This window comes from Methylosoma difficile (assembly GCF_054657615.1).
The window spans coordinates 568,792-590,890 of sequence record NZ_BAAHYJ010000002.1 but is presented as its reverse complement, the minus strand read 5'-3'; the positions used below and the strand labels follow the sequence as shown (position 1 = coordinate 590,890).

Sequence of the window (22,099 nt, the reverse complement as noted above, 5' to 3'; positions counted from 1 at the left end):
AGGAAAAAAACAATGACATTACAAGTAATCATAGATCACGACCAAGTTAAAAACGTACGTATTCGCGAAGGCCAAAAAAACGGTCGCAACTGGCGTGTTGTCTCCCAAAACGTTTGGATCAAAAAACCAAACCAACATTTTCCAGAACAATATTCGATTGATATTCCCTCCGGTGCTGACCCGTATCCAGCGGGCAACTACACCATCGACATTGAAAGCATGGTCACACCTGGTCAATTTAAGTCTTTGTCGCTTGATACCCGTGGCGGCGTCTTGCTCACTCCACACATCAAAACGGGGTCAGTCCAAGACCTTAAAACCGGCACGGCTGGCTAACCCTTAAGCCATTGGCGGCAAGCCGTTGCCGCCAATGGCAATACAAAATTCACCACACTTTGTGAATCCGCACCGGACGGCATCCGGTTTATTGAACCTTCTAGGACTCGTATTATGAAACGTATCTTATCAACCTTACTGGCGGTCGGTGCGCTTACCGCCTTTTCATCCACTCAAGCGGCTAACAGCCCGTTGTTCCATTCCCCAACAACCGGCAACAACTACATCGCCTATGATCTTTACCGCACGGGTGCACAGGCAAAAGCTTACTGTGTTTCAAAAGGCGGTCAGCTCGCAGTTGTCAATACCCATGCCGAAGCTGATGAATTGATGGCTGAGCTGGATCTGCTTTTACCGGATGCCGTCTTACCCGATTCCGAAGCCTATTACACAATCGGCTCAACCATTCCGGCTAATACAACCGTTCCCAAAAACATCAACACCCAAGCTTTCTTTCAAGACCCTGCTTATTACTACTTGGATTTTGACGGTACAGCCACGGCAACTGAACGTTATTTGACCGTTTCGCCTTTATCACAATATTTCAAGTGGGTTGATTTGACTACGCAAACACGCCGTTTTGTCTGCGAGTTCAACCACGCCCCAATTTAAAGCCCACGCTTTAAAAACCTGTCGCAAGACAAAACCAACCGCCCATTCTGGGCTTTTTAACCAACTTTAAAAGGTGATTTATGAAAAACGTTTATAAAAAAATCTCAACCGGCGTATTGGTTGTTTCAGCTTCTGTTGCCGGTACCGCTTATGCTGACGGCGCGTCAGATGCCGTATCTAAATTGGCGGATGTTGCTGTAAACGGTGCAGCGATCGGCGGCGCCGTCCTTGTTGGTCTGGCTGCGATCGCAGTTTTCAAACTGTTGCGCCGCGCCGTGTAACAAAACCGAGGCCAGCTATTCGCTGGCCTCACCCTTTCGGATGATTACCCATGAACCTCTATAAAAATTACTGTTACCCAGACTCCCAAGCCGTTGCCGAGGCCGTCCACAGCGAATTTACTATTGAAGGTTTCGGCATTATCCAAACAGTTACCCCTAACGGTGATGCTTTGACCATCACTGTTTTAACGCCAGATCTCACCCAGCAAACCATCAACTATACGCTTCAAACTTGCAACCAACTGGGCTTCAACCAAAGTTACACCGGCCTTACTGTTGACGATTCTTTGCTTTTATCCGGTGAAATACTTTTCGCCCTCGCTTCCGTCTATGCAATTAAAGCCGTAAGGAAAGCCTTCTGATGGACATTTACGCCCTTATCATCCTGATTGTTAGCATCATTGCTTATACAATCCTCTTTACGGATTGAACCTATGCGCGCCATTATTTTTACTTTGCTTTTTTGGTTGTTTGCATTGACATCAGCTTCCGTATCAGCTCAAGACTGCACAACGAAACTCTCCGCTTGTTCAAATTCTACCGTACGCCTCAATTGTCGTTTGTCATCTTCTGGGGTTACTAATGCTATCGTCTATGACACTCCAGATCAGTCCTCAATGGGTTTACCTCAAAAAACTGGTCTGGCTTATCAGTCTTGCACTGCAACCCAATGTCCTACGGGTCAAACGCTCAGTCTTTATAACGCTCTCTGCGGCGTTCCTTCTGCACCTACTTGCTCCGCGAATTCTTCAACCGCTGCAATCAATCCCGGTATGCCTTGTTCTCCGGCTGCTTCCGGCTGCAACTCAACCGTCTCCGGCTTTATAACTGGTCTACCCCTTTGTGCGTCTGCTAATGACGTTCCAACCTCTCCACCAACCGGCACGGGAGGCACTCCTTCTGGTACTGGTAATACTGGAGGTACTCCATCCGGCACAGGTGATACAGGGGGTACATCTGGAGGTACATCTGGAGGCACGTCTGGAGGTACATCTGGAGGCACGTCTGGAGGCACATCTGGAGGTACAACCAACAATTATTTTTACGACTATCAAATGGACACGTCCGGCATTATCTCTGCTGTAAATGGCGTTCAAGTTGCAATCCTCGGCTCTGTTGTTCCCACCGTTGCTGCGGGTAACACTATATTGACAGGCATTGCCACCCAGCTCGGTACGATTGCCGCTTCTGTTACGCCCATGCTCCCGCAGATTGCCGCGATTGCTGCCGCGACCACCGCTATGGTTGGAACTGTCCAATACATTCAGTCCGCTGTCGAAACTGGCAACACAAACCTAGTCGGCATCAAGGATGCAGTTAACAATTTAAACACCGAACTAAAAACTATCCAGACCAAACAAGACCAGTTTTCAGGCCAGTTTGATGCCCGTATGAATGAACAGCGTCAATACATCGACCAGCTAGAAACCATCACTTCTGATATTTCGTCAAAATTAAGCCAATCACTCGACAAACAGGATTTTACTAATCTTCAACTCGACTACATCCGCGAAAACGTTTTCACCCTTAACCAAACCGCTGTAGAGCAATTGAAGGCCGCACAAGACACCAACGAAGAACTCCGTGGTGTATACAACCAGATCGTAACAACGAACAGCAAGCTTGAGGCCATTGACAGCGACTTTGCCAAGGTCGATACCACAAACAATTGGCTGCAAAGCATTTACGACAGCATCCAAAATTTCAGCCTTCCCACCGCTGACTCATTCTGTCAATCCTCTGGCCTCTGGTTTTGCTCAAACCCCAACCCGCCCGCCATTGAACCCCAAGAACTTGAAACTAAAAACATTGAGGATATGGACATTTCGCCAAAAGTCTCATCCTCCGGCTCGTGTCCTGCGGATATAACCGTATCCATCACCTCCGGCAACTCACTCACATTTAGCTTTCAACCTATTTGCGATTTTGCCAGCCTCATCCGTCCGCTTGTTATCGCCTTGGCTTATCTCGCATCGGCGCGGCTTCTCATTAACGACCTTAAACCATAGGTAGGTTTTTTCATGGAAAGGATTTTTATCTGGCTTCTCACTGTTTTTATGTCCGTTCCCGGTCGCGTACTTGCCACCATGGGTTTTGGCTGGGTTTCTTATCACGGCTATAAAACCGCGATAGATGAGGTTGTTTCACAAGCCACCTCTTCCGTTAATTCAATCTCAGGTGTTGCCTATGAACTGGCTGGATTATTCGGATTTATCGACGCATTCGGCATCATTCTTGGCGCTATTAGCGGTAAGTCTGTTCTTGCCACTGTTGACAAACTCACTAAAATTCTTAACCACTAAACCATGATTACATTAATAACAGGCGTGCCTGGCTCAGGCAAAACCGCCTATGCCCTAAGCGAAATGCTTAAATTCGTTGGCAAGGACTCTGTCCGTCCCCTCTACGTCCACGGCATCCCTGATTTGAAGCTTCCCCATGAGGCCGTTGTCTGCTCGTCGCCCAGCTGTGATTGCTGCCCCAATTTGCCGCCTTCCGACTACCTAAAAGCCGACCAATGGCATGAATGGGCGCCCGATGGTGCTATCCTGTTTTTTGACGAAGTCCAAACCATTCACAGGCCGCGTTCCTCCGCCTCAAAAGTACCCGAAGTGATCGCAGCCTATGAAATCCATCGCCACAGAGGCTTGGATTTTTACCTTATCACCCAAAACCCCAACCTCATGGACGGCAACGTTCGCCGCCTCGTCTCCAAGCACATCCACTTGACCACCAACTGGATGCACCGCGTCCAGTACGAATGGCCAGAATGCTCAGCCAACGTCCAAAGCGTCCAACATGCCGTCAAATCCGCCTACAAAATCCCCAAGCACGTTTTTAAGCTTTACAAATCCGCCAGCTTACACACCAAGATCCAACGCAAAACTCCCGCTTTAGCCTACATCTTCATTGCGCTGGTTATCTTTTTGATATTCGGCGTTAAAACATTTTTAGGCATTGCGCTAAACCCCAACCAACAAACCGCCAAACAAACCCAAACGAACCAGGCCCACCAAAACCCCAACCAACAAACCCAACCACCACCGACCCAACAAGACCTTAAGGAACAACAGCGTTTACAGCTTTATGACTTCAAGCCCACCATTCCAAACCTTCCCCAGTCCGCTCCCGCCTATGCCGACATAGCTAAACCAGTTACTTTCCCCAAACTCTCCGGCTGCTTGCTATCAAAAAAAACCGAGCAATGCTTTTGCTACACCCAACAAGGCACAAAATATGAAGTTGAACAAAGCCTCTGCCGTGACTACATAAAAAACCTGCCTTTCGACCCTTACAAGCCTGACATCCAATATCGCGCCGTTACCAACATCACCAACAAAAAAACCTGAGCGGAACGCCTTTAGCGTTTCCGGTCAGGTTTTTTTTGGCTGTTCATCCCTTTACCGTGACACGATAACATGGTACTATGCTATCGTGTCACTTTTAAGGGCTTTCTATGAAATATTTAATCTCATTTGATGATGGTTTAAAGCGTGTTCATCATTTGCGCGGAGAACAGTATTTAACTTGCTCGTCTGCTTCTGGTTATAAAAAAGGCAAAGCCTTGGAGTCTTCCCGCCTTGTCTATAGCATATCCTGTTCATTTTGCTTGTCTTTTTTTGAGGGTGTGGGCAGGGCAAAATACTGTTCTGAATCATGTAAACAAAAAGCCAAACGTTTACGTCAAAAGGTAAAACTATGAGCAACTACGATCATGATTTTTACAGCTGGACGCAAGAGCAGGCGGGTTTGCTAAGGGCAGGGCGCTTGTCCGACTTGGATATACAGAATTTGATTGAGGAAATAGAAACGATGGGTAGAAGCGAGAAGCGGGAACTTCAAAGCCGGTTAACCGTTCTGCTTGTCCACCTTCTCAAATGGACGTATCAGCCAGAAAGGCGCGGTCGCAGCTGGACGCTGACCATAGAAGGCCAACGCATAAACTTTCAGGATGTCTTCGAGGATAATCCTGGCCTCAAACCACAAATTGAAGCCATATTTTCCAATGCCTACCGCCTCGCCAGAATCAACGCATCCAAAGAGACTGGCCTAGATAGGCGTATTTTCCCAGAAACCTGTCCTTGGACATTCGAACAGGTAATAGATGACGGTTATTATCCAAGCGAGTAACCCCGCACCCGAAAGCGTCCAAACTCGTCAAGGGCGCGTAACGCAGTGGAGCGGCGAAGCGAACCCTTGATTGAGCAGGACGTAAAAATACGCTGTAATTAGGAAGAATGAATGCTTTTCTCATTCTTCCTAATTACCTTTGGCGGACAAACCGGAGTGAAATTCGGAGTCCGAAAATATTCCTAAAATGCCATCTTGCCAGCTCCAAAAGCCCTTCTAGCCGGTAAAGCCGCCAGATTTTCCCTTCAAGCTCTTGTAGCTGCTTTAAAATCCTTTCATGTTCCAACAAATTTTCAGGCCGCCACCGGTGCTTCTTGTAAATTAAAGCCCCTTGGCTAAACGAAAACCCCTCCCACCCCGCATACCCGATATGCTTTCTATCCCAAAGCAACAGCAGCTTTTCAGCCATCGCCGGTGCGCCTTCAACATCCCACTCCATTACCTGTTCAGTAGACACCTCCAGCACTTCCGCCGCCCGCTCAACATTCAAACCGACCTTATTCCACCGCGTATGGTAAAAGCTTGATTTTTTTGGCCTTCCTTTACGTTTGTTCTTTACCATCTGCTCCATAAATTCCTCCTAAAAAACAGGCACAAAAAAACCGCCACCGGCGGTTTCTTGCAATACCATTTAGTTTTTTTTACTTCCCGTAATAACAGTCCACCGTTTCGTTACTGATGACCTTGCCTTTGCCCATGCACTCGCTTAGCTCATGTTGCTTTGACCTGACCGTATAAGCCTCTTTTTTTTCAACCCACCGGTTCAACCGTTTTGATGCATCCACAATATCCACGTCCGCCTTGTTTTTTAATACCTTGCCCACAATCGTTTCCCTGATCGCTTTCTCAACAAGCCTGCTGGTTCTGTCGTCACAATTTCCCTCGACCGACAACACCAACAAACCAACCAACAACACAACCGCATTATTTTTCATCAAAGCCTCTCAAAAAACGGACATAAAAAAACCGCTATCGCGGTTTGATGATTAGACTTTAATTTCGCATCAATTTCAGTTAACTGTTTCACACCTTCGCTAAATTCTTTTCTATTTTACATAATATACATTATGCGAATTCTAGGAGACAGGTGTCCGGTGGGCTGAAAGAATAAAAAGCGGTCTTTCGCTGTTGTGTGGGGTCTGACAACACACATCCTAGTGCTTCCATAAAGCGCACGTCCGAGTGACAGACCAGTTAAACTCTGGCGTACTGTGAGCGGCTTATTATGTGCGGTTTATACGTTGTGTGGGGTATGGATGCGCTTTGCCGTACATTCCGCGCGACATGGGATGGCAGACCGAAGTGCGTCAAAACGGGCGACGGCGGCCTGAAAATGGGCGTTGAGGCCATAAAGGACGGCGCAGACGTTTTCGGCATCCGCGCCGCAATCGCCCGTAATCACCTGCAGGCCATCATATTGTTCCCGCTTGGTTAGGCGCTACCGACCCCATCAAACTGCGGGCAGACCGCCTTGCACAATTTGGCTATTCGGCTTTTGTCGCTGACATGTACGGATGCTAAACTTTTTCGGCGAAATTTTTGATGGCAATCATTAACAACGTTCTAATAAGATATAGTGGTTGAAGGTTGCGGTTAACAGTTTAAAACAACCTGCCCTACCTAACGGGTAAGCAGCCTGTTAACGCAGCTATCTGGCAATTCATTTAATACTAGGCACTTAGGCCACCTTGAGAGAAAACATGAAATTATTAGCATTTGCAGCAAGCAGTAGTAAAAAATCAATCAATAAGCAATTGGTCACTTATGCGGCTAGCTTAATGGAAGGAGCAGACGTTGAAGTCCTAGATTTAAACGACTATGAACTGCCTTTATACAGTGTTGACAAAGAACAAGAGCTTGGTCATCCCCAATTGGCGCAAGCGTTTATGGCAAAAATTGCCGCTAGTGACGCGGTCATCATTTCTTTTGCCGAACACAATGGCTCTTACAGTGCGGCTTACAAAAACTTGTTTGATTGGTGTTCACGTATCAATCCCAAAGTCTTTCAGGATAAACCACTGGTTTTACTAGCGACGTCACCTGGCCCAAGAGGTGCGGCTACCGTCCTAGCTGCAGCAGTCAATTCCGCCCCTTATTTTGCTGGTCACGTTAAAGCCAGTCTTGCTGTGCCAAGTTTTTATGAAAACTTTGATGTTGAACTGGGCGTTCTTAAAGACCAACAGCTCAATCTACAACTTGTTGATGCAATGAATAGTTTGAAGTAAAACTATGCAGGCATTAGATTTTCCCTCAAACGACTTGCCTTGCGCGTGGGAATATTTGGCCTACTAAAACCGCAGACCCACTTGGTTACTGGAAGACAGGTTTCTGGAATTTGATTGGTAGGTGTTTTAGTCCGTAACTTTGCCCCCTAGCCGCACAGTGCAAAATCAAAACTTCGTGGTAACGCCATTATTTTAAACAACGTTTATGATCGGATGATTGCCGCTGCTTTGCCGATGCCCAGGCTGGCACTGCGTTTATGGTTCATCAACATTTTCCTTTCCTAAGCATTTAATGTGGGCGTTCAGCGCAAAGCTTGAACGCCCGTCAATACCGCTATTTACCCGAAAAAGCCGCTTTAATTTCGCTGGCAATATCCGCCGCGTGTTCTTCCAGGGCGAAATGTCCGGTTTCGTACCAAACAATTTTTGCCGCCGGCATGTCTTTTTTAAAGGCTTCCGCACCTGCCGGAATAAAGAACGGATCATTCTTGCCCCAGACAATCAGCGTTTTGGGTTGATGTTTCTTAAACAACACATGCCACGCGTCATACGCCGCGACGTTGGTTTTGTAATCTTCAAGCAAGTCGATTTGGTAAGCATCGGTGCCTTTGCGGTCAAGCAAGGCTTGGTCGATTGTCCAGTTATCGGGACTGATGGCTTCAGGATTTTTCGCGCCAAAGGTGTATTGGAATTGAGTGGTGTCTGCCGTTAAAAAGCTGCGGGCAGCGGCTTCGGAAGCCGCATCACGTTTTTCCCACAACGGCAGGAAGACTTTTTTAGGCGCCTCCCCTACCCCTTCCATATAAGCATTGGTGTTTTGCACCACAAAACCTTTGACCTTTTCAGGGTGGTCAGTAAACAAACGGAAACCCACCGGGCCGCCGTAATCTTGCATGTACAAAATGTACGATGGCAGGTTCAGCTGTTCCAGCAAGCCATCGACATGTTCGGTCAATGCCGCAAATGTGTATTTGAAATCGGTGTTGGCTGGCGCATCTGATTGCCCAAAACCGATATAGTCCGGAGCTATCAAATGAAACTTGTCGGCTAACGCAGGAATCAGCTCGCGGTACATGTGCGAGGAAGTCGGAAAGCCATGCAACAACACGATAGTCGGATTTTTGCGGTCACCCGCTTCGCGGTAGAAAACCTTAAGACCTTTGACAGTGGCATAGCGATAGTAAGTTTTGTTCATTTTTGCGGCCTGATGATGTGCTGTTTTCACTTTTGCCGCCGTAGCAGAGGCCATTGAAAACGGTTGAAAAAATATTGCCGCCGATGCCGCAAGGGCAACAGCCGCAGATGAGAGGATTTTTGTTTTATTCATAACACGACCTTTGTAACCATTAAAATTGCGTATTAATAGTGACAAGTATTTAGTAACCTTTCAAATGTATTTTTATAGGTTACACTGGAGATTAATTAATGAATGGCGCAGGAAAACTTCCCACAACCCCAAGCTATGTTTACGGCTAAAAAGGAATGACCACTTAGTTAGCCAATTGAAAATAAACAAGAAAATAAAGAAATTACCTAGACAAACTATCGTTTGCAAAGAGGAAAATACGGGGATTTGATGGCTTAAGGATAAAGCCATGCCCTACCCTGATTTTTTAAAAACGATGCCAAGCTGTTTGGGCGGCTAGCCAAACAACAGCCAAAAGAAAGCGAGGGTAAAAAGAAAATGCTGTTTTTGTAGGTAAACGTAAATCCGTTCGACCAGAGCTGGTCGAACGGATTTACGTTGTAAAGATTATTTGTTTTTAGATTTCGCGCGAAATGCGGCAACCTTCATGCGATTGCCGCACAAAGCCATATCGCACCAGCGGCGTTGATGGGATTTGGTTCGGTCATAAAACCACAAGGTACAAACAGGGTTTTCGCATTGTTTGACCAAGTTGAAATCGCCGCTAACCACCAACTCAGCAATGGCTTCAGCGACAGGTACTAATAAATCAGCCCATGCGCTGATCCGGTGGTGATGCAAACAAGCAGGCGATTGCCCATTTTCCCAGCGCAATTGCTGATAACAATGGCTGCGTGCCAGAAAACTATTCAGCATTGCTGGGTTTTCGTAGCCAGCGTTTTTCCGTGCCGCCAACAGATTTTTGGCGGTGTCACGCAATGCCAATGCGGCAGTGTGCAAGCTACCCGAAGCGTCGTTATCGAGCCGATCAGCCTCGGCAACACTAACACCTGCCTGCTCTAGCCAAGCCAACACTTGCGCGTCATCGCCAAGGTATTCCACACGGCTGTCGCCAGACCCCATTTCGGTGTTGATAAAATCCAAGGCCAAATGACCCGCTATAAAAAAGGCGGTGGGCGCGGTGCTGTGCATAGGCTTACTCTATTTAAGTGAATGAATTCAATAAAATAGTAACCTGTAAAATCAGATTACACAAGTTATGACGGTGATCCATCTGTCCATACTGTTGCACTGGGCAAGCGTTACACCGGCATCAACTGTTTGCCTATAAAACGCTGCGCTTGCTGATCGCCCTTTACCAACACAGCGTGTTACTCAAGGCGTGATTTGGGATAACGAATCATTCAACCCACAGGGCGTGTAATTAGACAACTGCTTTGGCAGTCCAAAATCCAAGATTGCCAGCGGATTTAAGCCGCTTGCCCCCTGCCCTGCATCACCACATCTTCCTTCGCCGCCCATTGCCCGATGTCGCCGCCGTTTAGCGCGGTCGCCATCAAATCGGGGAATTTGTCAGGCGTGCAGGCAAACGTCGGTACGTCCAGATTAGCGAAGTGCTGCGCCATTCGTTGGTCGTAACTCGGCGCGCCGTCATCATTTAATGCCAACAACGTGATGACGGTCGCGCCGCTGTTTTTCAGTTCGGCAATACGGGCCACCAAGCTATTGCCGTCGCCGCCTTCGTACAAATCGGTAATCAAGATAAAAGTCGTGTCACGCGGCTTGCTGATTTGTTGCTGGCAATAGCCCACGGCGCGGTTGATGTCGGTGCCGCCGCCCAATTGCACGCCAAACAATACATCCACGGGGTCGGCGAGTTGTTCGGTCAAATCCACCACGGCGGTGTCAAACACCACCAACTGGGTTTTTAAGGCCGGAATCGATGCCATCACGGCGGCAAAAATGCTCGCATAAATCACGCTGGTCGCCATTGAACCGGACTGGTCCACGCACAAAAACACTTCTTTCAAATGCTGCGGTTTTTTGCGCCCAAAACCAATCAAGCGTTCGGGGATGATGCTGTTATATTCTGGCTGATAATGCTTGAGATTGGCGCGGATGGTGCGCCCCCAGTCGATGTCGCCCGCCAAAGGCCGCTGTTTGCGGGCGGCGCGGTTCAGGCTACCGCGCAAGGCTTGCTCGGTTTTACTGCGCAGCCGTGCCAGTAATTCGTCCACCAGTTTTTGCACTAAACGCCGCGCCGTGTCCTTGGATTGGGCTGGCACCAAATGCTTGAGGCTAATCACGGTGGCGACCAAATGGATGTCCGGCTCGATGCCCTCAAGCATTTCCGGCTGCAACAACATCGCCGTCAGATTCAGGCGTTCAAACGCATCTTTCTGCAACACCTTGACGACATTGGCCGGAAAACGCTCGCGGATGTCACCCAACCAACGGCTGACTTTCGGCGCGGAACTGCCCAATCCCGCCGACCGTTCCGCCGTTTCACCATTCGGGTAAAGCTGGCTCAGCAAGTTATCCAATTGGATGTCTTCTTTGCTTAAGCCCATTTGGTTATCGCCGCCCAGCAATAAACGCCAACGTCTTTGGCGGGTCAGTTGTGCTTCGTTGAGTTCAGTCATGGTTTATGATCCTAAAATGTGGGTCGATGGCTTGCCGCAAAGTCAGGAAAATCGCGCTCAATCACCCGCCATAAACCCCATTGGCCGATTTCTTCGATGCGTTTTTTGGCTTTTTGTAAATAATCATTAGCGTTTTTGGAGTACAAAACCTGTTTTGTACTCCGACAGATTCGGGCGGCGAGTAAATCCAATTCGGCATCGCGTAGGTGGTAGCTGGTTTCTTGGATTAAGATTTGGGCTTCCTCGTAGTGGTTTATAGCGGTGTCAACATCTTGGATGGCAAGGCTATAACGTCCGTAGATTAAACAATAATCGACTTGGTAGAGTTTCATATCGCAGCGTTCGATGATTTCGTATGCGCTGTTTAAATCGGCGGCGGCTTTTTCTAGTTGGTTTTGGGTGAGGTAGAAGTCGGCGTGGGATAAATAAAACTCTGAATTAAAAATTATAGCATTCGATTTTTGCACTTCTGCAATTGCTCTATTAAAAAATAATTCAGCATCTTTATTTTCGCTTGCAACACAACATAAAGCCAATGTAAGGCACTCATTTGCTTTTGGATATAAGCCATCGTCATATTTTTTTTGACAAGCATTATTTAAACGATTCACCAATATTTTTTCACGTTCACTTTTATTTTTAGATCGTTCTATTTGCAAACAAAAAAATCTATCACTTATAATTTGAGTATATTCTGAAATATCTTGTCTTTGTGTGCTAAAACTATTAGCTATCGCCTCCTTAAACATTATTTCAGATTCTTTTAACTTTCCATAAAAATAATAAGTAGTTGCCAAATAATTACACCCAATAATTTCACAATCATAATTTTTAGATGATTTAGAGTATTCAATTGATCGTCTTGCAGCTTCTTCAGCTAAATTTAATTTTCCTAATGCGAAGTACATATCAACAAGGTTTTGATAGGAAATAGCTATGCAATGCAACGTTGTGTCATCATTGAAGTTTGAATATCGTTTAATAATTTCTTTTGTATATTTTATGGAATCGCGCAAGCGACCTAATGACATTAGGCATGATGATATTACTGCTAAAATATTAGTCAAAGCGGATTCTGGAATATTTAATATTTCCTCTTTTTGTATTTCTGAAATAGCTATTTTCAATATACTCAAATCGTTACTGTACGCACCTAAATAATTTTGACTGTAATAATATTCTCTATTAATGCGTCTAAAATAATTTTCACTAATTGCTTGCTGATATTCGCCAGCCAAACACCCATGAACCACCGCTCGATAAAGCGGCAACATTTCTTCTAACGTATCAGGAAATTCTTTTTCAGGCAGTTTTTGATAATAATCAAACAAAACCGAATGCGCTTGTTTAAATTCTTCGGGATAATTTTCTTTAAATTTCTCACCAAAGTAACTACGAATAATCGGATGAGTATCCCATTCCAAACGTCCAAAACTGCCTTTTTTACCCAATAACAAACCATTGTTTTCCAATCGCTGTTCCAGCTTTTTCCATTCGGCATCGCTCAAGGCGCGTAACGGCGCTGCGAGTTCAGCTTTGGCAATCAATTCCCTTTTTTCATCCGGTTGCATCGGACGGTCAAACAAACCCAACAACTGCAAAAAACACCGAGAGACGGCATCCTGCAAGCTATCGTAATAATCCAACACACGTAGCGCATGACGGCTGTCTTTTTCCGCATCAGTGTTTATAAAATCCCCCTCAGTCCCCCTTTGATAAAGGGGGAAGCGGTTCAGCTCGTTAGCATAACGCGGATCGCCCTCATGATATTCTCTTAACAAATGCCCCATTAACACCAAACTCAAAGCATGACCGTTCAAATCCTGGCTAATCGCCTGCCGCTCGGTGTCATTCCCCTGAACGCCTAATTTCGCTAACAGTGTCGCGCCATCACTATGCGGCAAGGTCGCTAACGGCAAATTCAAAAAATGTTCGGCCTGCCACTTTTTCAATTCCACCAACGGCTGACGCGATGACAACAACACAAAACTTTGCCCTGCAGCCCGCCGGAATTGCAGAATAAATTCCTTTAACGCGCTGTCCTGCAATTCGCCATTCATGCTGGGCAGATTTTCGGCATATTGCAACGGTTCTAAACCATCGAGTATCAACAAACAGGGTTGTTTTTGACATTCCCGCGCTAACAGCCGCGCTTTTTCAATCTCATCTTTAGGAATCTCAGTTATGCCTAGAAACGGCAATACCGCACTGAAAAACGGCTGCGAGTTGGTAAAGGTGTTATGCGAACCTTGCGAATAAAACGACCAGCCAAATATGCGGGTTTTGCCGTGGTAATTGTGTTCTGGTTTACCAATTTCTCTTAACCATTCATAGGTTAAAGCGGATTTACCAATGCCGCCCGCCGCGACAATAATCGCTAAACGAGTTTTGCCGTCGGTAAATCGTTCAGTGAGTTGTTTTAATTCTGCTTGCCGTCCGATTAAAGCAGTAGTGGGTTCGGAGAGGTGGTATAAATTAGGAGGGATGATTTCTTCTTGAGATTCGCCCAGTGAAATAGTAATCGTTGAATTTTTAATATTTTTAACGTTAGTCGAATTGTCAATAATTGTCTTGCTTGGGAGCAGTTTTTTAAACATGGCAATCCTGATTATTCGGTTTGTTGTATTTTTTGCCATTCAATAATGATAACGGCACGCCAAAATTCTGATTTTATCGTCCAGAACTTCATAAACTAAACGATGTTCCTGGTCTATACGCCTTGACCAACAACCGGACAATTCATGTTTTAATGCTTCTGGTTGCCCTGTTCCGGTAAACGGCGTGCGTTGAATTTCTTTGATTAATTTTAAAATTTTCAAGGCTTTTTTGCGGTCTTGTTCTACCCACCACGACAAATCTTCGAAACCTGTTGGGTCAAATTCCAAGCTTTTCACAAGCCGCTCCAAATTCAATACCTTCTTTACGTTCCTTGGCAGCCAATAAACGCTGTTTCATGGTTGCGCTTTTCAGTAAATAAGCGGTTTCTTGCTCGGCGGTTATTTGTTGCCATAATTCAATCGGCACAATCACCGCCGTTGGCTTGCCTTGTTCATTGGCTACATATTGAATTTCTGCGGTATTCATACTGTCACCTTTTGATTTTAATTTTGGAGTCGTCGATTTCTTCAATAGTAATATTGCGTCCTTTAGGGCTTGCTACGTCAATATTGCTTTTTTTGATGTTCTTAATCGCGGTTTGGTCTTTATTTTCACGTTGGCTCGCTGTTATTTTGAGCTTGTCTTTAGTGAAAATGGCACTGAATTTACCGCTGATTAATAGCCCTACAACTATTACGATAAAGCCGCCGATAAACCAAAGTTGTGTGTTGTCCATTTTAATTACCTGATGGGATTATTTTTGTTTGGTTTCTAAGCTTACGCTTGGGAATGCGGTTTTGGAAGCTCTAGCTTCCATAATTCTCGAAGCTGGAGCTTGAGAACCCACTAATCAGTAAAACCAACAGAAAACTCAGTTACCACTGACAACACCCTCCACCCCACCCCCCAAAATCACATCCAATAACGGCAAGGCCAAAGCTGCCAGTTCGTGGTCAAAAGCGTCATTCCCTGGCGGTGTATCAGCCACTAGATTGCTATGGCGGATTTTGTCCAACAAACCGCGCCGTTCGCCTAAGGCAAAAGTTGAAAAGGTGCGTCTTAGCAAGGGTGTGATGGAGTCGAATCGTTCTGGGCTTAGGCCGCAGACATAAGCGTCCAGCACAGCCAGTAAGGTTTCGTCATGCAGCAAAGCCAGGCCAGCACCTGCCAGCAAACCTTCCAACCAGTCGGCGGCTAGGGCGGGGTCTTGGGCGCGGGATAAGGCTAGGCTTAATGCGCTGGCGACAGTTTCAGTGCTGATGACGTGGGCGTTTGCCAATAGGCGGTAAGCTTTGCCTGCAATGACGGCGTGGATGCCGTCGCTGTCCGCCAGCCGCAGCAACATTTGCCGCCATGCGTCCAGCAAATCGGCGTTGTCCAACACTTGCAAGGCGTTGTTGACGCTTGCCAGCGCGGTAACAAGGTGGCGGGCATTGTCGGCATCGACTTGGCGGCAGTGGTTGTTCAGGCCAATGTTGATGCGTACCGCCAAGCTTTCCACCAGATGCTGCAAGGCGGCGTTGTCCGTGCCGCGCACATCGCCGTAACGGACGATTTGCACCAAGCCCGGCAAGGCGGCGAGCAGTTCGTCAATCTGTTGGGTGGTGGCTGCACGGTTGTGGAGGATGTCCAAAGCAAGGCGGACAGCGTTGGGCAAGTCTGCCAGCAACAAGCGTTGCAAGCCTTGTAAAATGACGGTCAAGGTGTCGGCCTTTTGCAAGTCGGCGATGGCAAAGGCTTCGGCGGCGCTGGCGAGGGTGGTTCCCCAAACATTTTTTTCTATCAACGCCAGTTCAAATTCCGGTTGCCATTGGATTTGCCAGTTTTCTTTAAACGTGCCTTTGCTGCGGCTGCCAACGTTGCGCCCCCACGGCAAGCCAAGGATTTGCAGGCGATACAGCAACACCGAACGGTTGCGTCCGGCATCGGTGCGCAAATCCAATTCGATGGTTTTTTCGACAGCTTCTTTCGCCAGTCGTACGCTTTTTAGCTGTTGGTTGAAATCTTGTTGCAAGGGCGTTTGTGGCAGCTCATCCGGCACTTGCCCCAAGCGTTCGCCGACCCAAAGCTGCGCGTCCAAAAGATGCAGTGCGGTGGCATCGCCCATGCCGAACAAGGTTTGCATGGCTTCCTGCATATCGCTGGGATTAGGCGGATGCCGTCCGCGCAAAATCGCCAGATTGTCCGCCAAGCGCACTGCATCAATGACGCTGGCGGGGGAAATGTCCACGCCTTGTTCGCGTAACAATCGGGCGGCGCGGGTGATCCAACCGCCGCTGACGCTGTAAACAGGCGGGTCTTGTTGACCGTGTTCCCAAAGGAAATCGTACCAGCCGGGCGAATTCACGCCCGCGCCGTAGCCGCTGTGGTAGCTGATGCGACTGTAAGTCCACGGTATCCAGGTCGCGGAAATTTTGGTTTTGGGCAAGCCTTTTAATAACGCGGCGTCGGTTTTGGCGGCGATGTTTTCCAGCAACGCCGGAACATGCCAAGCCCCGCACACCACGGCGATTTTTGCAAAACCGTCTTTACGCGCTTTGCGGATGGTTTGGCGCATCCAAGCTTCGCGGTATTGCTCGCGTTGGCTAATGGGGCGTTCGCTGGCAACTGCCGAACGCACAGCGTACATAGCTTCGGCAATGGCGGCAAATACTTCGCCTTCGTGCGGATGCTGCTCGACCATTTGTTCCCACCATTGTTCGCCGTCATCGAAACCTGCGGTGTGGGCGAGCAAATCCAGTGGGTCTGCGGGCAGTTGCAGGCTGTCGATGGACTCGTCATCGTTTGGCGTTGCCGCCGCTTCGGCGCGTTTTAAGGCCAACGAATGCGCTTGCGGCAAATCGAAAAATTCCAGCGGAATGCCTGCGGCTACGGCATATTGCAAGGTTTGCCATTCCGGCGAAAAGCGCGTGAACGGATAAAACACCGCTTCTGCGGGGTTGTCGCTGGCATAAAACAATTGCGCGACCGGCGGTTGCAAGTCTGGGTTTTGCAGATGCGCCAGTAACGGCGTGGCTTCCGGCGGGCCTTCCAGCAAGATTTTATCGGGCGCGAAATGGTTTAATGCCCGCAATACGCTGTGCGCGGAGCCTGGGCCGTGGTGGCGGATGCCTAGGTAAAAAATGTTGTCGATCAGCATAGTTTATTAGAATTGCTGTTCTGGGTCATGAGAGACCCTAGTCTAAAAACAGGAAGCTGGAGCTTCCCGTCCTGCATTCCCATTTATGCCCTGCGGGTAAGCCCCAGCTTGGGAACGAGCTGTTGAGATTAGCTAAGTTCACGGCAAGCGCGGTACAAATCCCGCCAATCGGCGCGTTCTTTAACGACGGTTTCTAAATATTCCCGCCAGACGATGGGGTCTTGCACGGGGTCTTTGATGACTGCGCCAATCAGGCTGGAGGCCAAATCCGCCGCGCTCAACTCGCCATCACCAAAATGTACCGATAGGCTAATCCCGCTGTTCATGACGGAAATAGCTTCGGCGGTGCTTAAGCTGCCGGAAGGTATTTTCAGTTTTTCTTTGTTATCCAGTGTCATACCCATGCGTAGTTCGCGGAAAATTGTCACCACGCGCTGGATTTCTTTCAAGGCCGATTTTTCCAGCGGCAAGTACAATGATCTGCCCAAATCGCGCACCCGTTGCTCGACGATTTCCACTTCTTTTTCTAAGCTTGCAGGTGTCGGCAAAATGACGGTGTTGAAACGGCGTTGCAAAGCACTGGACAATTCGTTGACACCTTTGTCGCGGTTATTGGCGGTGGCGATGACATTAAAGCCTTGGCGGGCGGCAATTTCGGTGTTCAGTTCCGGGATGGGCAAATGCTTTTCGGACAAGACGGTAATCAAGGTGTCCTGCACATCGGACGGGATGCGGGTGAGTTCTTCAATACGGGCGATTTTGCCGTTTTGCATGGCGTGCAGCATCGGGCTGACCACCAGCGCGTCCATGCTGGGGCCTTTTGCCAACAGTTGCGCGTAGTTCCAGCCGTAACGGATGGCTTCTTCGCTCACGCCAGCCGTGCCTTGGATGACCAAAGTGGAATCGCCGCTGACCGCCGCCGCCAAATGTTCCGACACCCAAGATTTGGCTGTACCCGGTACGCCGTACAACAGCAAGGCGCGGTCGGTGGTAAGCGTGGCGACGGCGATTTCCATCAGGCGTTGCTCGCCGATGTATTTGGGTGAAACGACAAAGCCATTATCCAAGGTGCACCCCATTAAATATTGCACCACCGCCCACGGCGACAAGACCCAGTTGGCGGGCTTTTGCCGGGTGTCTTGGGCTTTAAGGGCCGCCAGTTCTTCGGCGTATTGGTGTTCGGCGTGGCGGCGAATGACTTCAGTCATGGGCAAACTCCTGATGCAGTGCGTGACGTTGGGAAAAGTTGGTTATTAATTCCGAAAAATACGGGGTGTCGCTTTGTTGTAGCCGTTGATTAATCAGCGCGTAATCCGCCAACGGCAATTTAAAGGCCAGTTGCGCCAAGGCGTTACGGTCGAATAGATAACGCCCGTTGTCTTCTTGGGTGGCGGCGAGCATAGCCTTGATTAATGCCAAAGCCATTGTGCTGGATAAGCTTTGTTCGTGGTGGACGATGCCCAACATAAAAATGGCGGCTTCGCGTCCTTTCAGTTCTGCAAGATGGCTAATGACCAGCGTCTGCAAGTCTGCCAAGGGAATCGTCCTACTGTAGCGGTTCAGCCAGCCGCTACGTTGTTTGCTGTTAAGACTGGCAAAACGGGGCGGCAACCATTCGGTGCAACTGTGCAAAGCCGCCCCTGTATCCAAGCCCATCAGCAAGACGTTGGCAAAATCGCTATGGCTGGCGGCGGCGACTAATTGCCCAATGCTTAAACCCAAACTCTGCGCTATTGGCTGTGGATCGCACAGGCTCAGCCATTGGTACAACCAAGCGGCTTTTGTGCCAATTTTTTCGTTGCTGCCGGGCAGGTATTCCAATTTTTCCTGAATGCCGCGTTGTTTCCAAACATCGCTTAAGGTTTCCGGTAATTGGATGTGCAACTGCGCGTTGCCCAATAACGGTTTGTGGACGCTGATGATGGCGGTCAGCGTGTCTTGCAACAAGGCCGTGGTGTCCGGGTCATGCAATTTAGCCAGGCATTGCGTGGCTTTTTCGCGCACGGGCAGGCTGCGGTCGCTGTGCAGGCTTTGTAAAAACGGCAAAACTTCAGGATTAAGATAGTCTGCTAACACCTCCAGCAAAGCCAAGCGGTCTTTGGCATTTTCGCTAGGCCAAACCGTAGGCAGTTGCGCCAGGGTTTGGGCAAAATCAGCTTGTAAGGCTTGCCCGAACAACGATAAGCGCGCCGGGCCGTGCGCCACTTGCCACGCCGTGTAATCCTCAGCCGCCAGACCTAGCAGACGTTCCCAATCGGGATTTTGGGCGCATAACCAGAAACCGCGTTGACCGATGACCGCCCGGACTTGCGTGGCATCGACGCGGTTGTTGGCGCACCAAGCCAAAAAATCTGCCAAGATGTCCGGCGTAAGAATGTAAGGTTTACTAGCGAATAAGGCCAAGGCTTCTTGAATCAGGCCGTGGTTTTGTTCCTGCAAATAGCGTTGCAGACGCGATTTTAAGGGGGCGGGAATAAAGGTTTGGTTTTCGGCGGGGCAGACAGGCGGCGGTTCGGCGATGGTGCTGACCGCCGATTGCCCGACCGCACGGTAAGCGGACACTAAAGCTAGGGCGTTGAGCAGTTGCCGCTCTTGGCTGAGGTTTTTCCAATGCGTTTGGCGTTGCGCCAAGGCGGTAGGCGTTAATGGCGGCAACGGCGTGCCATGTTGGCTGCCGACAATCGCGTGTTTGAGCAAATTTTGCCAGATGTTCATCAATTACCTGTCCTTGCCAATAAGCTATAACCGTGTGGATGCCAAACGCCCAAGGCTTGCAAACTGTTGCCGTCCCATTCGCCAAACACCAGCACCGGCAGGCCGCCGCTTAAGGCCAATAGCGTCCACGGCGGCATTTGCCGAGTATCGACGGCTATCGCGTTGCCATTGTCAAAACGCAAAAACAAGCGGCTGTTTTGATAGCAAGGTGTGGCGGCGGGTATCAGCACCGGATAGCGTTCCAGCCACGGATTGCGGATTTTCCACTGCGGGTAATCCTGCCATAACGGGTAATGGCTAGGCACAGGCACGTCGCCGCCCGTATCGGTTTGGCATTCGCCCAGTACGGCGCGCAGTGGGCTGGCGGAGGGATAAAAATGCACGGCACCGTGGATGCGGTTACTGATTAGCCAAGCCGTTAAGCTGTGCCGCTGGCTGGTATGGGCAAACTGCAACAATTTGGCGAAGCGCCCGCTGGTTTGGCCTAATAACCAAGTTTCGCGCGTAATCAAGGCATTGTCTTCGCTGTCGCGGCACGCCAGCACGATCCAAGTATCGGTGACGGGTTCGGTTTTCAACACCTCGTCTTCACGCAACACCACGCCCAATAATTGTTGTAGATCGGCTTGAACATCAACAGGCAATTGCCCGCGTTGTGGGTAAGCTTGTACCAATAAATGCAAACGGGCGATTTCTTCGGCAAACGCGCTTAAGTGATCGCCTTTTTGCAACAGCAAGCCGCTGAGTTTTTTGATCCGCACCGCCAACCCCGGCAATTTCGCGTCTACCATCCGTGCCGCCAAGGTATCCCAATAACGCAAGGGTTTGGCGGGCAGTTCGGCAAAACCAATGCGGATACTATCTTCCAACCATAACGCCAATTCGGCGATGCCTTGGGACATGTCCGCATCGCGTTGTTGCTGGCGTTTGGCTTGGGCTTTGGCATCGACAGGCTTATCTTTAGGTGCCGCTTTTTTGGATTCGGCTTTGCTTTCGCGGTTGTCTAGCCACTCCGATACCCAAGCCGGTTCGGTGTCGCTTTGGCTAAAACTGGCGGTGTTTTCGGCATACAACAAATACAAGGCCAAACCGTGTTTGCATGGGAACTTACGGCTAGGGCAAGAACATTTGAAAGCGTTGCCACCCAGATCGATACGGGTTTGGTAAGGTTTGGAGCCGCTGCCTTTGCATTCGCCCCACACCGCCCGTGCGCTAAAACCGAGCGTCGGCCAGGTTTTGGCATTTTCCAAGGGTTTGGCGGCGGCAACGGAGGCAGCATCAGAGGCTAAGGCAAGGATTTGTTCCCGGTTCATCATGAGTCTGTGCTGGCGGATAGATGGGCAAAGCTTTAGTAAAGACGGCTATTAAAAGTAACAGCTGGGTGATGTTTTGGGCATTTTGCGTTTGCGCGCTTATTTTGTAAACCTCCAAGAAGCAAGTGGCATGGGCAACACCTGCTGTAGCGCTGGCAAGCCGCTTGCCTGTATCAATGAAACGCTTAATGTTTTCCATGGCAAACTTATCTTTATTACCGCCACTTGACCACGATATTGATATGGTCGGGATCATAAATAATCCGCAAAGGCCGCCAAGCAAAAACAAAATTCTTACCGGCAAAACCAATTGCCAACACCGTAAAAACCATCACCGCCCACCAATGCACAGACAATACTAACAGCATTGCTAAATCAAATCCCATTAACGCCGCACCGATAATGATCCCTATCCAACCCAATGTTGATTCGGCACACAAACAGCGCATCGCCTGTCTTATATTGCCAGCCGATTGCTTGCGCCGGATTGTCAGCAAGTAACAATCCCTGAGCAAACCTTGCAACAGCAATATAGCGGACAAGTACAGCAGCAACCGCCCCAACTCCAATTGCATCGGCAACACATCGCCGAATGGATAAACGCATAAAACCGATAATACGATTAAAACAAGTTCAAATATTTCATGGCGTTGCATAAGTTTCTCCAACGAGAAAACACGTGATGATAGTGATCTGTCAGCACTGGCTATTCTTACCTATACACAGCCAATTGGACAGGGCATTATCTGGCGCGCCGAAAAGGTAACACAACTTTTTTATGTCCATTTAGAATGCATAATGACCGTTGAACTGATAGGAGCAGAAAACACGATGGCAGCCGATGTACTCGGTACACAAGAAGTATCTGATATTTGGGAAGACTAATAGTTATACGTTAGCTATAAACAACAGAAAACATTTGTGCCATTAGCGTTTAAAGCAGGTGAACAAGACACGGCA

General features: G+C 48.6%; 26 protein-coding genes. 12 read left to right on the top strand and 14 right to left on the bottom strand.

Going from position 1 to position 22,099, the window contains the following annotated elements:
* Positions 1 to 12: 12 nt before the first annotated feature.
* From ACYQ1O_RS08220 to ACYQ1O_RS08180, 9 genes are all read left to right on the top strand, one after another.
* Complete coding sequence (locus ACYQ1O_RS08220) at positions 13 to 336, top strand: single-stranded DNA-binding protein (RefSeq protein ID WP_459991182.1); 324 nt, start codon at positions 13 to 15, stop codon at positions 334 to 336.
* 114 nt (positions 337 to 450) lie between these two features.
* On the top strand, positions 451 to 948 hold the full coding sequence (locus ACYQ1O_RS08215) for a hypothetical protein (RefSeq protein WP_459991181.1): 498 nt from the start codon (positions 451 to 453) through the stop codon (positions 946 to 948).
* Between the two features lie 80 nt (positions 949 to 1,028).
* Positions 1,029 to 1,229: a major capsid protein gene (locus tag ACYQ1O_RS08210; RefSeq protein WP_459991180.1), complete on the top strand. Its 201-nt coding sequence runs from the start codon at positions 1,029 to 1,031 to the stop codon at positions 1,227 to 1,229.
* 50 nt (positions 1,230 to 1,279) lie between these two features.
* A complete protein-coding gene (locus ACYQ1O_RS08205; RefSeq protein WP_459991179.1) occupies positions 1,280 to 1,591 on the top strand; it encodes a hypothetical protein in 312 nt (103 codons plus the stop codon).
* 693 nt (positions 1,592 to 2,284) lie between these two features.
* Entirely contained in the window at positions 2,285 to 3,238 is a 954-nt protein-coding gene (locus ACYQ1O_RS08200; RefSeq protein WP_459991178.1) for a virulence factor TspB C-terminal domain-related protein, read from the top strand.
* Between the two features lie 12 nt (positions 3,239 to 3,250).
* Positions 3,251 to 3,532 carry a DUF2523 domain-containing protein gene (locus tag ACYQ1O_RS08195; protein WP_459991177.1) on the top strand — a complete coding sequence of 94 codons (282 nt, stop codon included), beginning with the start codon at positions 3,251 to 3,253 and terminating at the stop codon, positions 3,530 to 3,532.
* 3 nt (positions 3,533 to 3,535) lie between these two features.
* The gene (locus ACYQ1O_RS08190; RefSeq protein ID WP_459991176.1) at positions 3,536 to 4,579 is read left to right on the top strand and encodes a zonular occludens toxin domain-containing protein; all 1,044 of its coding nucleotides are present in this window, start codon (positions 3,536 to 3,538) and stop codon (positions 4,577 to 4,579) included.
* Positions 4,580 to 4,686: 107 nt separating this feature from the next.
* Entirely contained in the window at positions 4,687 to 4,932 is a 246-nt protein-coding gene (locus tag ACYQ1O_RS08185; RefSeq protein WP_459991175.1) for a hypothetical protein, read from the top strand.
* On the top strand, positions 4,929 to 5,360 hold the full coding sequence (locus ACYQ1O_RS08180) for a DUF29 domain-containing protein (protein ID WP_459991174.1): 432 nt from the start codon (positions 4,929 to 4,931) through the stop codon (positions 5,358 to 5,360). Before ACYQ1O_RS08185 ends, ACYQ1O_RS08180 begins: the two co-directional genes overlap by 4 nt.
* A gap of 133 nt (positions 5,361 to 5,493) precedes the next feature.
* Here ACYQ1O_RS08180 and ACYQ1O_RS08175 read toward each other — a convergent pair whose 3' ends face one another.
* Both ACYQ1O_RS08175 and ACYQ1O_RS08170 read right to left on the bottom strand, forming a co-directional pair.
* A complete protein-coding gene (locus ACYQ1O_RS08175) occupies positions 5,494 to 5,931 on the bottom strand; it encodes a hypothetical protein (protein ID WP_459991173.1) in 438 nt (145 codons plus the stop codon).
* Positions 5,932 to 6,001: 70 nt separating this feature from the next.
* Complete coding sequence (locus ACYQ1O_RS08170) at positions 6,002 to 6,295, bottom strand: hypothetical protein (protein ID WP_459991172.1); 294 nt, start codon at positions 6,293 to 6,295, stop codon at positions 6,002 to 6,004.
* 290 nt (positions 6,296 to 6,585) lie between these two features.
* Here ACYQ1O_RS08170 and ACYQ1O_RS08165 point away from each other — a divergent pair, with 290 nt between their 5' ends.
* The 3 genes from ACYQ1O_RS08165 (at position 6,586) to ACYQ1O_RS08155 (ending at position 7,585) form a co-directional block, all read left to right on the top strand.
* On the top strand, positions 6,586 to 6,795 hold the full coding sequence (locus ACYQ1O_RS08165; RefSeq protein WP_459991171.1) for a hypothetical protein: 210 nt from the start codon (positions 6,586 to 6,588) through the stop codon (positions 6,793 to 6,795).
* Complete coding sequence (locus ACYQ1O_RS08160) at positions 6,777 to 6,881, top strand: dienelactone hydrolase family protein (protein WP_459991449.1); 105 nt, start codon at positions 6,777 to 6,779, stop codon at positions 6,879 to 6,881. Before ACYQ1O_RS08165 ends, ACYQ1O_RS08160 begins: the two co-directional genes overlap by 19 nt.
* Positions 6,882 to 7,060: 179 nt before the next feature.
* A complete protein-coding gene (locus tag ACYQ1O_RS08155) occupies positions 7,061 to 7,585 on the top strand; it encodes an NADPH-dependent FMN reductase (RefSeq protein ID WP_459991170.1) in 525 nt (174 codons plus the stop codon).
* Between the two features lie 334 nt (positions 7,586 to 7,919).
* Here the strand turns inward: ACYQ1O_RS08155 and ACYQ1O_RS08150 are convergent, their stop codons facing one another.
* The 12 genes from ACYQ1O_RS08150 to ACYQ1O_RS08095 form a co-directional block, all read right to left on the bottom strand.
* Complete coding sequence (locus ACYQ1O_RS08150) at positions 7,920 to 8,912, bottom strand: alpha/beta fold hydrolase (protein WP_459991169.1); 993 nt, start codon at positions 8,910 to 8,912, stop codon at positions 7,920 to 7,922.
* A gap of 426 nt (positions 8,913 to 9,338) precedes the next feature.
* Entirely contained in the window at positions 9,339 to 9,923 is a 585-nt protein-coding gene (locus tag ACYQ1O_RS08145) for a CGNR zinc finger domain-containing protein (RefSeq protein WP_459991168.1), read from the bottom strand.
* 278 nt (positions 9,924 to 10,201) lie between these two features.
* Positions 10,202 to 11,374: a VWA domain-containing protein gene (locus ACYQ1O_RS08140; RefSeq protein ID WP_459991167.1), complete on the bottom strand. Its 1,173-nt coding sequence runs from the start codon at positions 11,372 to 11,374 to the stop codon at positions 10,202 to 10,204.
* An 11-nt stretch (positions 11,375 to 11,385) separates the two neighbouring features.
* Positions 11,386 to 13,971, bottom strand: coding sequence for an ATP-binding protein (locus ACYQ1O_RS08135; protein ID WP_459991166.1), 2,586 nt, complete (start codon positions 13,969 to 13,971; stop codon positions 11,386 to 11,388).
* A gap of 39 nt (positions 13,972 to 14,010) precedes the next feature.
* Positions 14,011 to 14,268, bottom strand: coding sequence for a Txe/YoeB family addiction module toxin (locus tag ACYQ1O_RS08130; RefSeq protein ID WP_459991165.1), 258 nt, complete (start codon positions 14,266 to 14,268; stop codon positions 14,011 to 14,013).
* Positions 14,249 to 14,458, bottom strand: a complete 210-nt coding sequence (locus ACYQ1O_RS08125; protein WP_459991164.1) for a type II toxin-antitoxin system Phd/YefM family antitoxin — start codon at positions 14,456 to 14,458, stop codon at positions 14,249 to 14,251. Before ACYQ1O_RS08125 ends, ACYQ1O_RS08130 begins: the two co-directional genes overlap by 20 nt.
* A 4-nt stretch (positions 14,459 to 14,462) precedes the next feature.
* Positions 14,463 to 14,708: a hypothetical protein gene (locus tag ACYQ1O_RS08120; protein WP_459991163.1), complete on the bottom strand. Its 246-nt coding sequence runs from the start codon at positions 14,706 to 14,708 to the stop codon at positions 14,463 to 14,465.
* 135 nt (positions 14,709 to 14,843) lie between these two features.
* Positions 14,844 to 17,111 carry a DUF5682 family protein gene (locus tag ACYQ1O_RS08115; RefSeq protein ID WP_459991162.1) on the bottom strand — a complete coding sequence of 756 codons (2,268 nt, stop codon included), beginning with the start codon at positions 17,109 to 17,111 and terminating at the stop codon, positions 14,844 to 14,846.
* 128 nt (positions 17,112 to 17,239) lie between these two features.
* Positions 17,240 to 18,319: an ATP-binding protein gene (locus tag ACYQ1O_RS08110; RefSeq protein WP_459991161.1), complete on the bottom strand. Its 1,080-nt coding sequence runs from the start codon at positions 18,317 to 18,319 to the stop codon at positions 17,240 to 17,242.
* Positions 18,312 to 19,826 (bottom strand): DUF5691 domain-containing protein, encoded by a 1,515-nt coding sequence (locus ACYQ1O_RS08105; RefSeq protein WP_459991160.1) that lies wholly within the window; start codon positions 19,824 to 19,826, stop codon positions 18,312 to 18,314. Before ACYQ1O_RS08105 ends, ACYQ1O_RS08110 begins: the two co-directional genes overlap by 8 nt.
* Positions 19,826 to 21,142: an SWIM zinc finger family protein gene (locus ACYQ1O_RS08100; RefSeq protein WP_459991159.1), complete on the bottom strand. Its 1,317-nt coding sequence runs from the start codon at positions 21,140 to 21,142 to the stop codon at positions 19,826 to 19,828. The genes ACYQ1O_RS08105 and ACYQ1O_RS08100 overlap by 1 nt, the downstream gene beginning before the upstream one ends.
* Before the next feature lie 212 nt (positions 21,143 to 21,354).
* Complete coding sequence (locus tag ACYQ1O_RS08095) at positions 21,355 to 21,795, bottom strand: hypothetical protein (RefSeq protein ID WP_459991158.1); 441 nt, start codon at positions 21,793 to 21,795, stop codon at positions 21,355 to 21,357.
* Positions 21,796 to 22,099 lie beyond the last annotated feature (304 nt).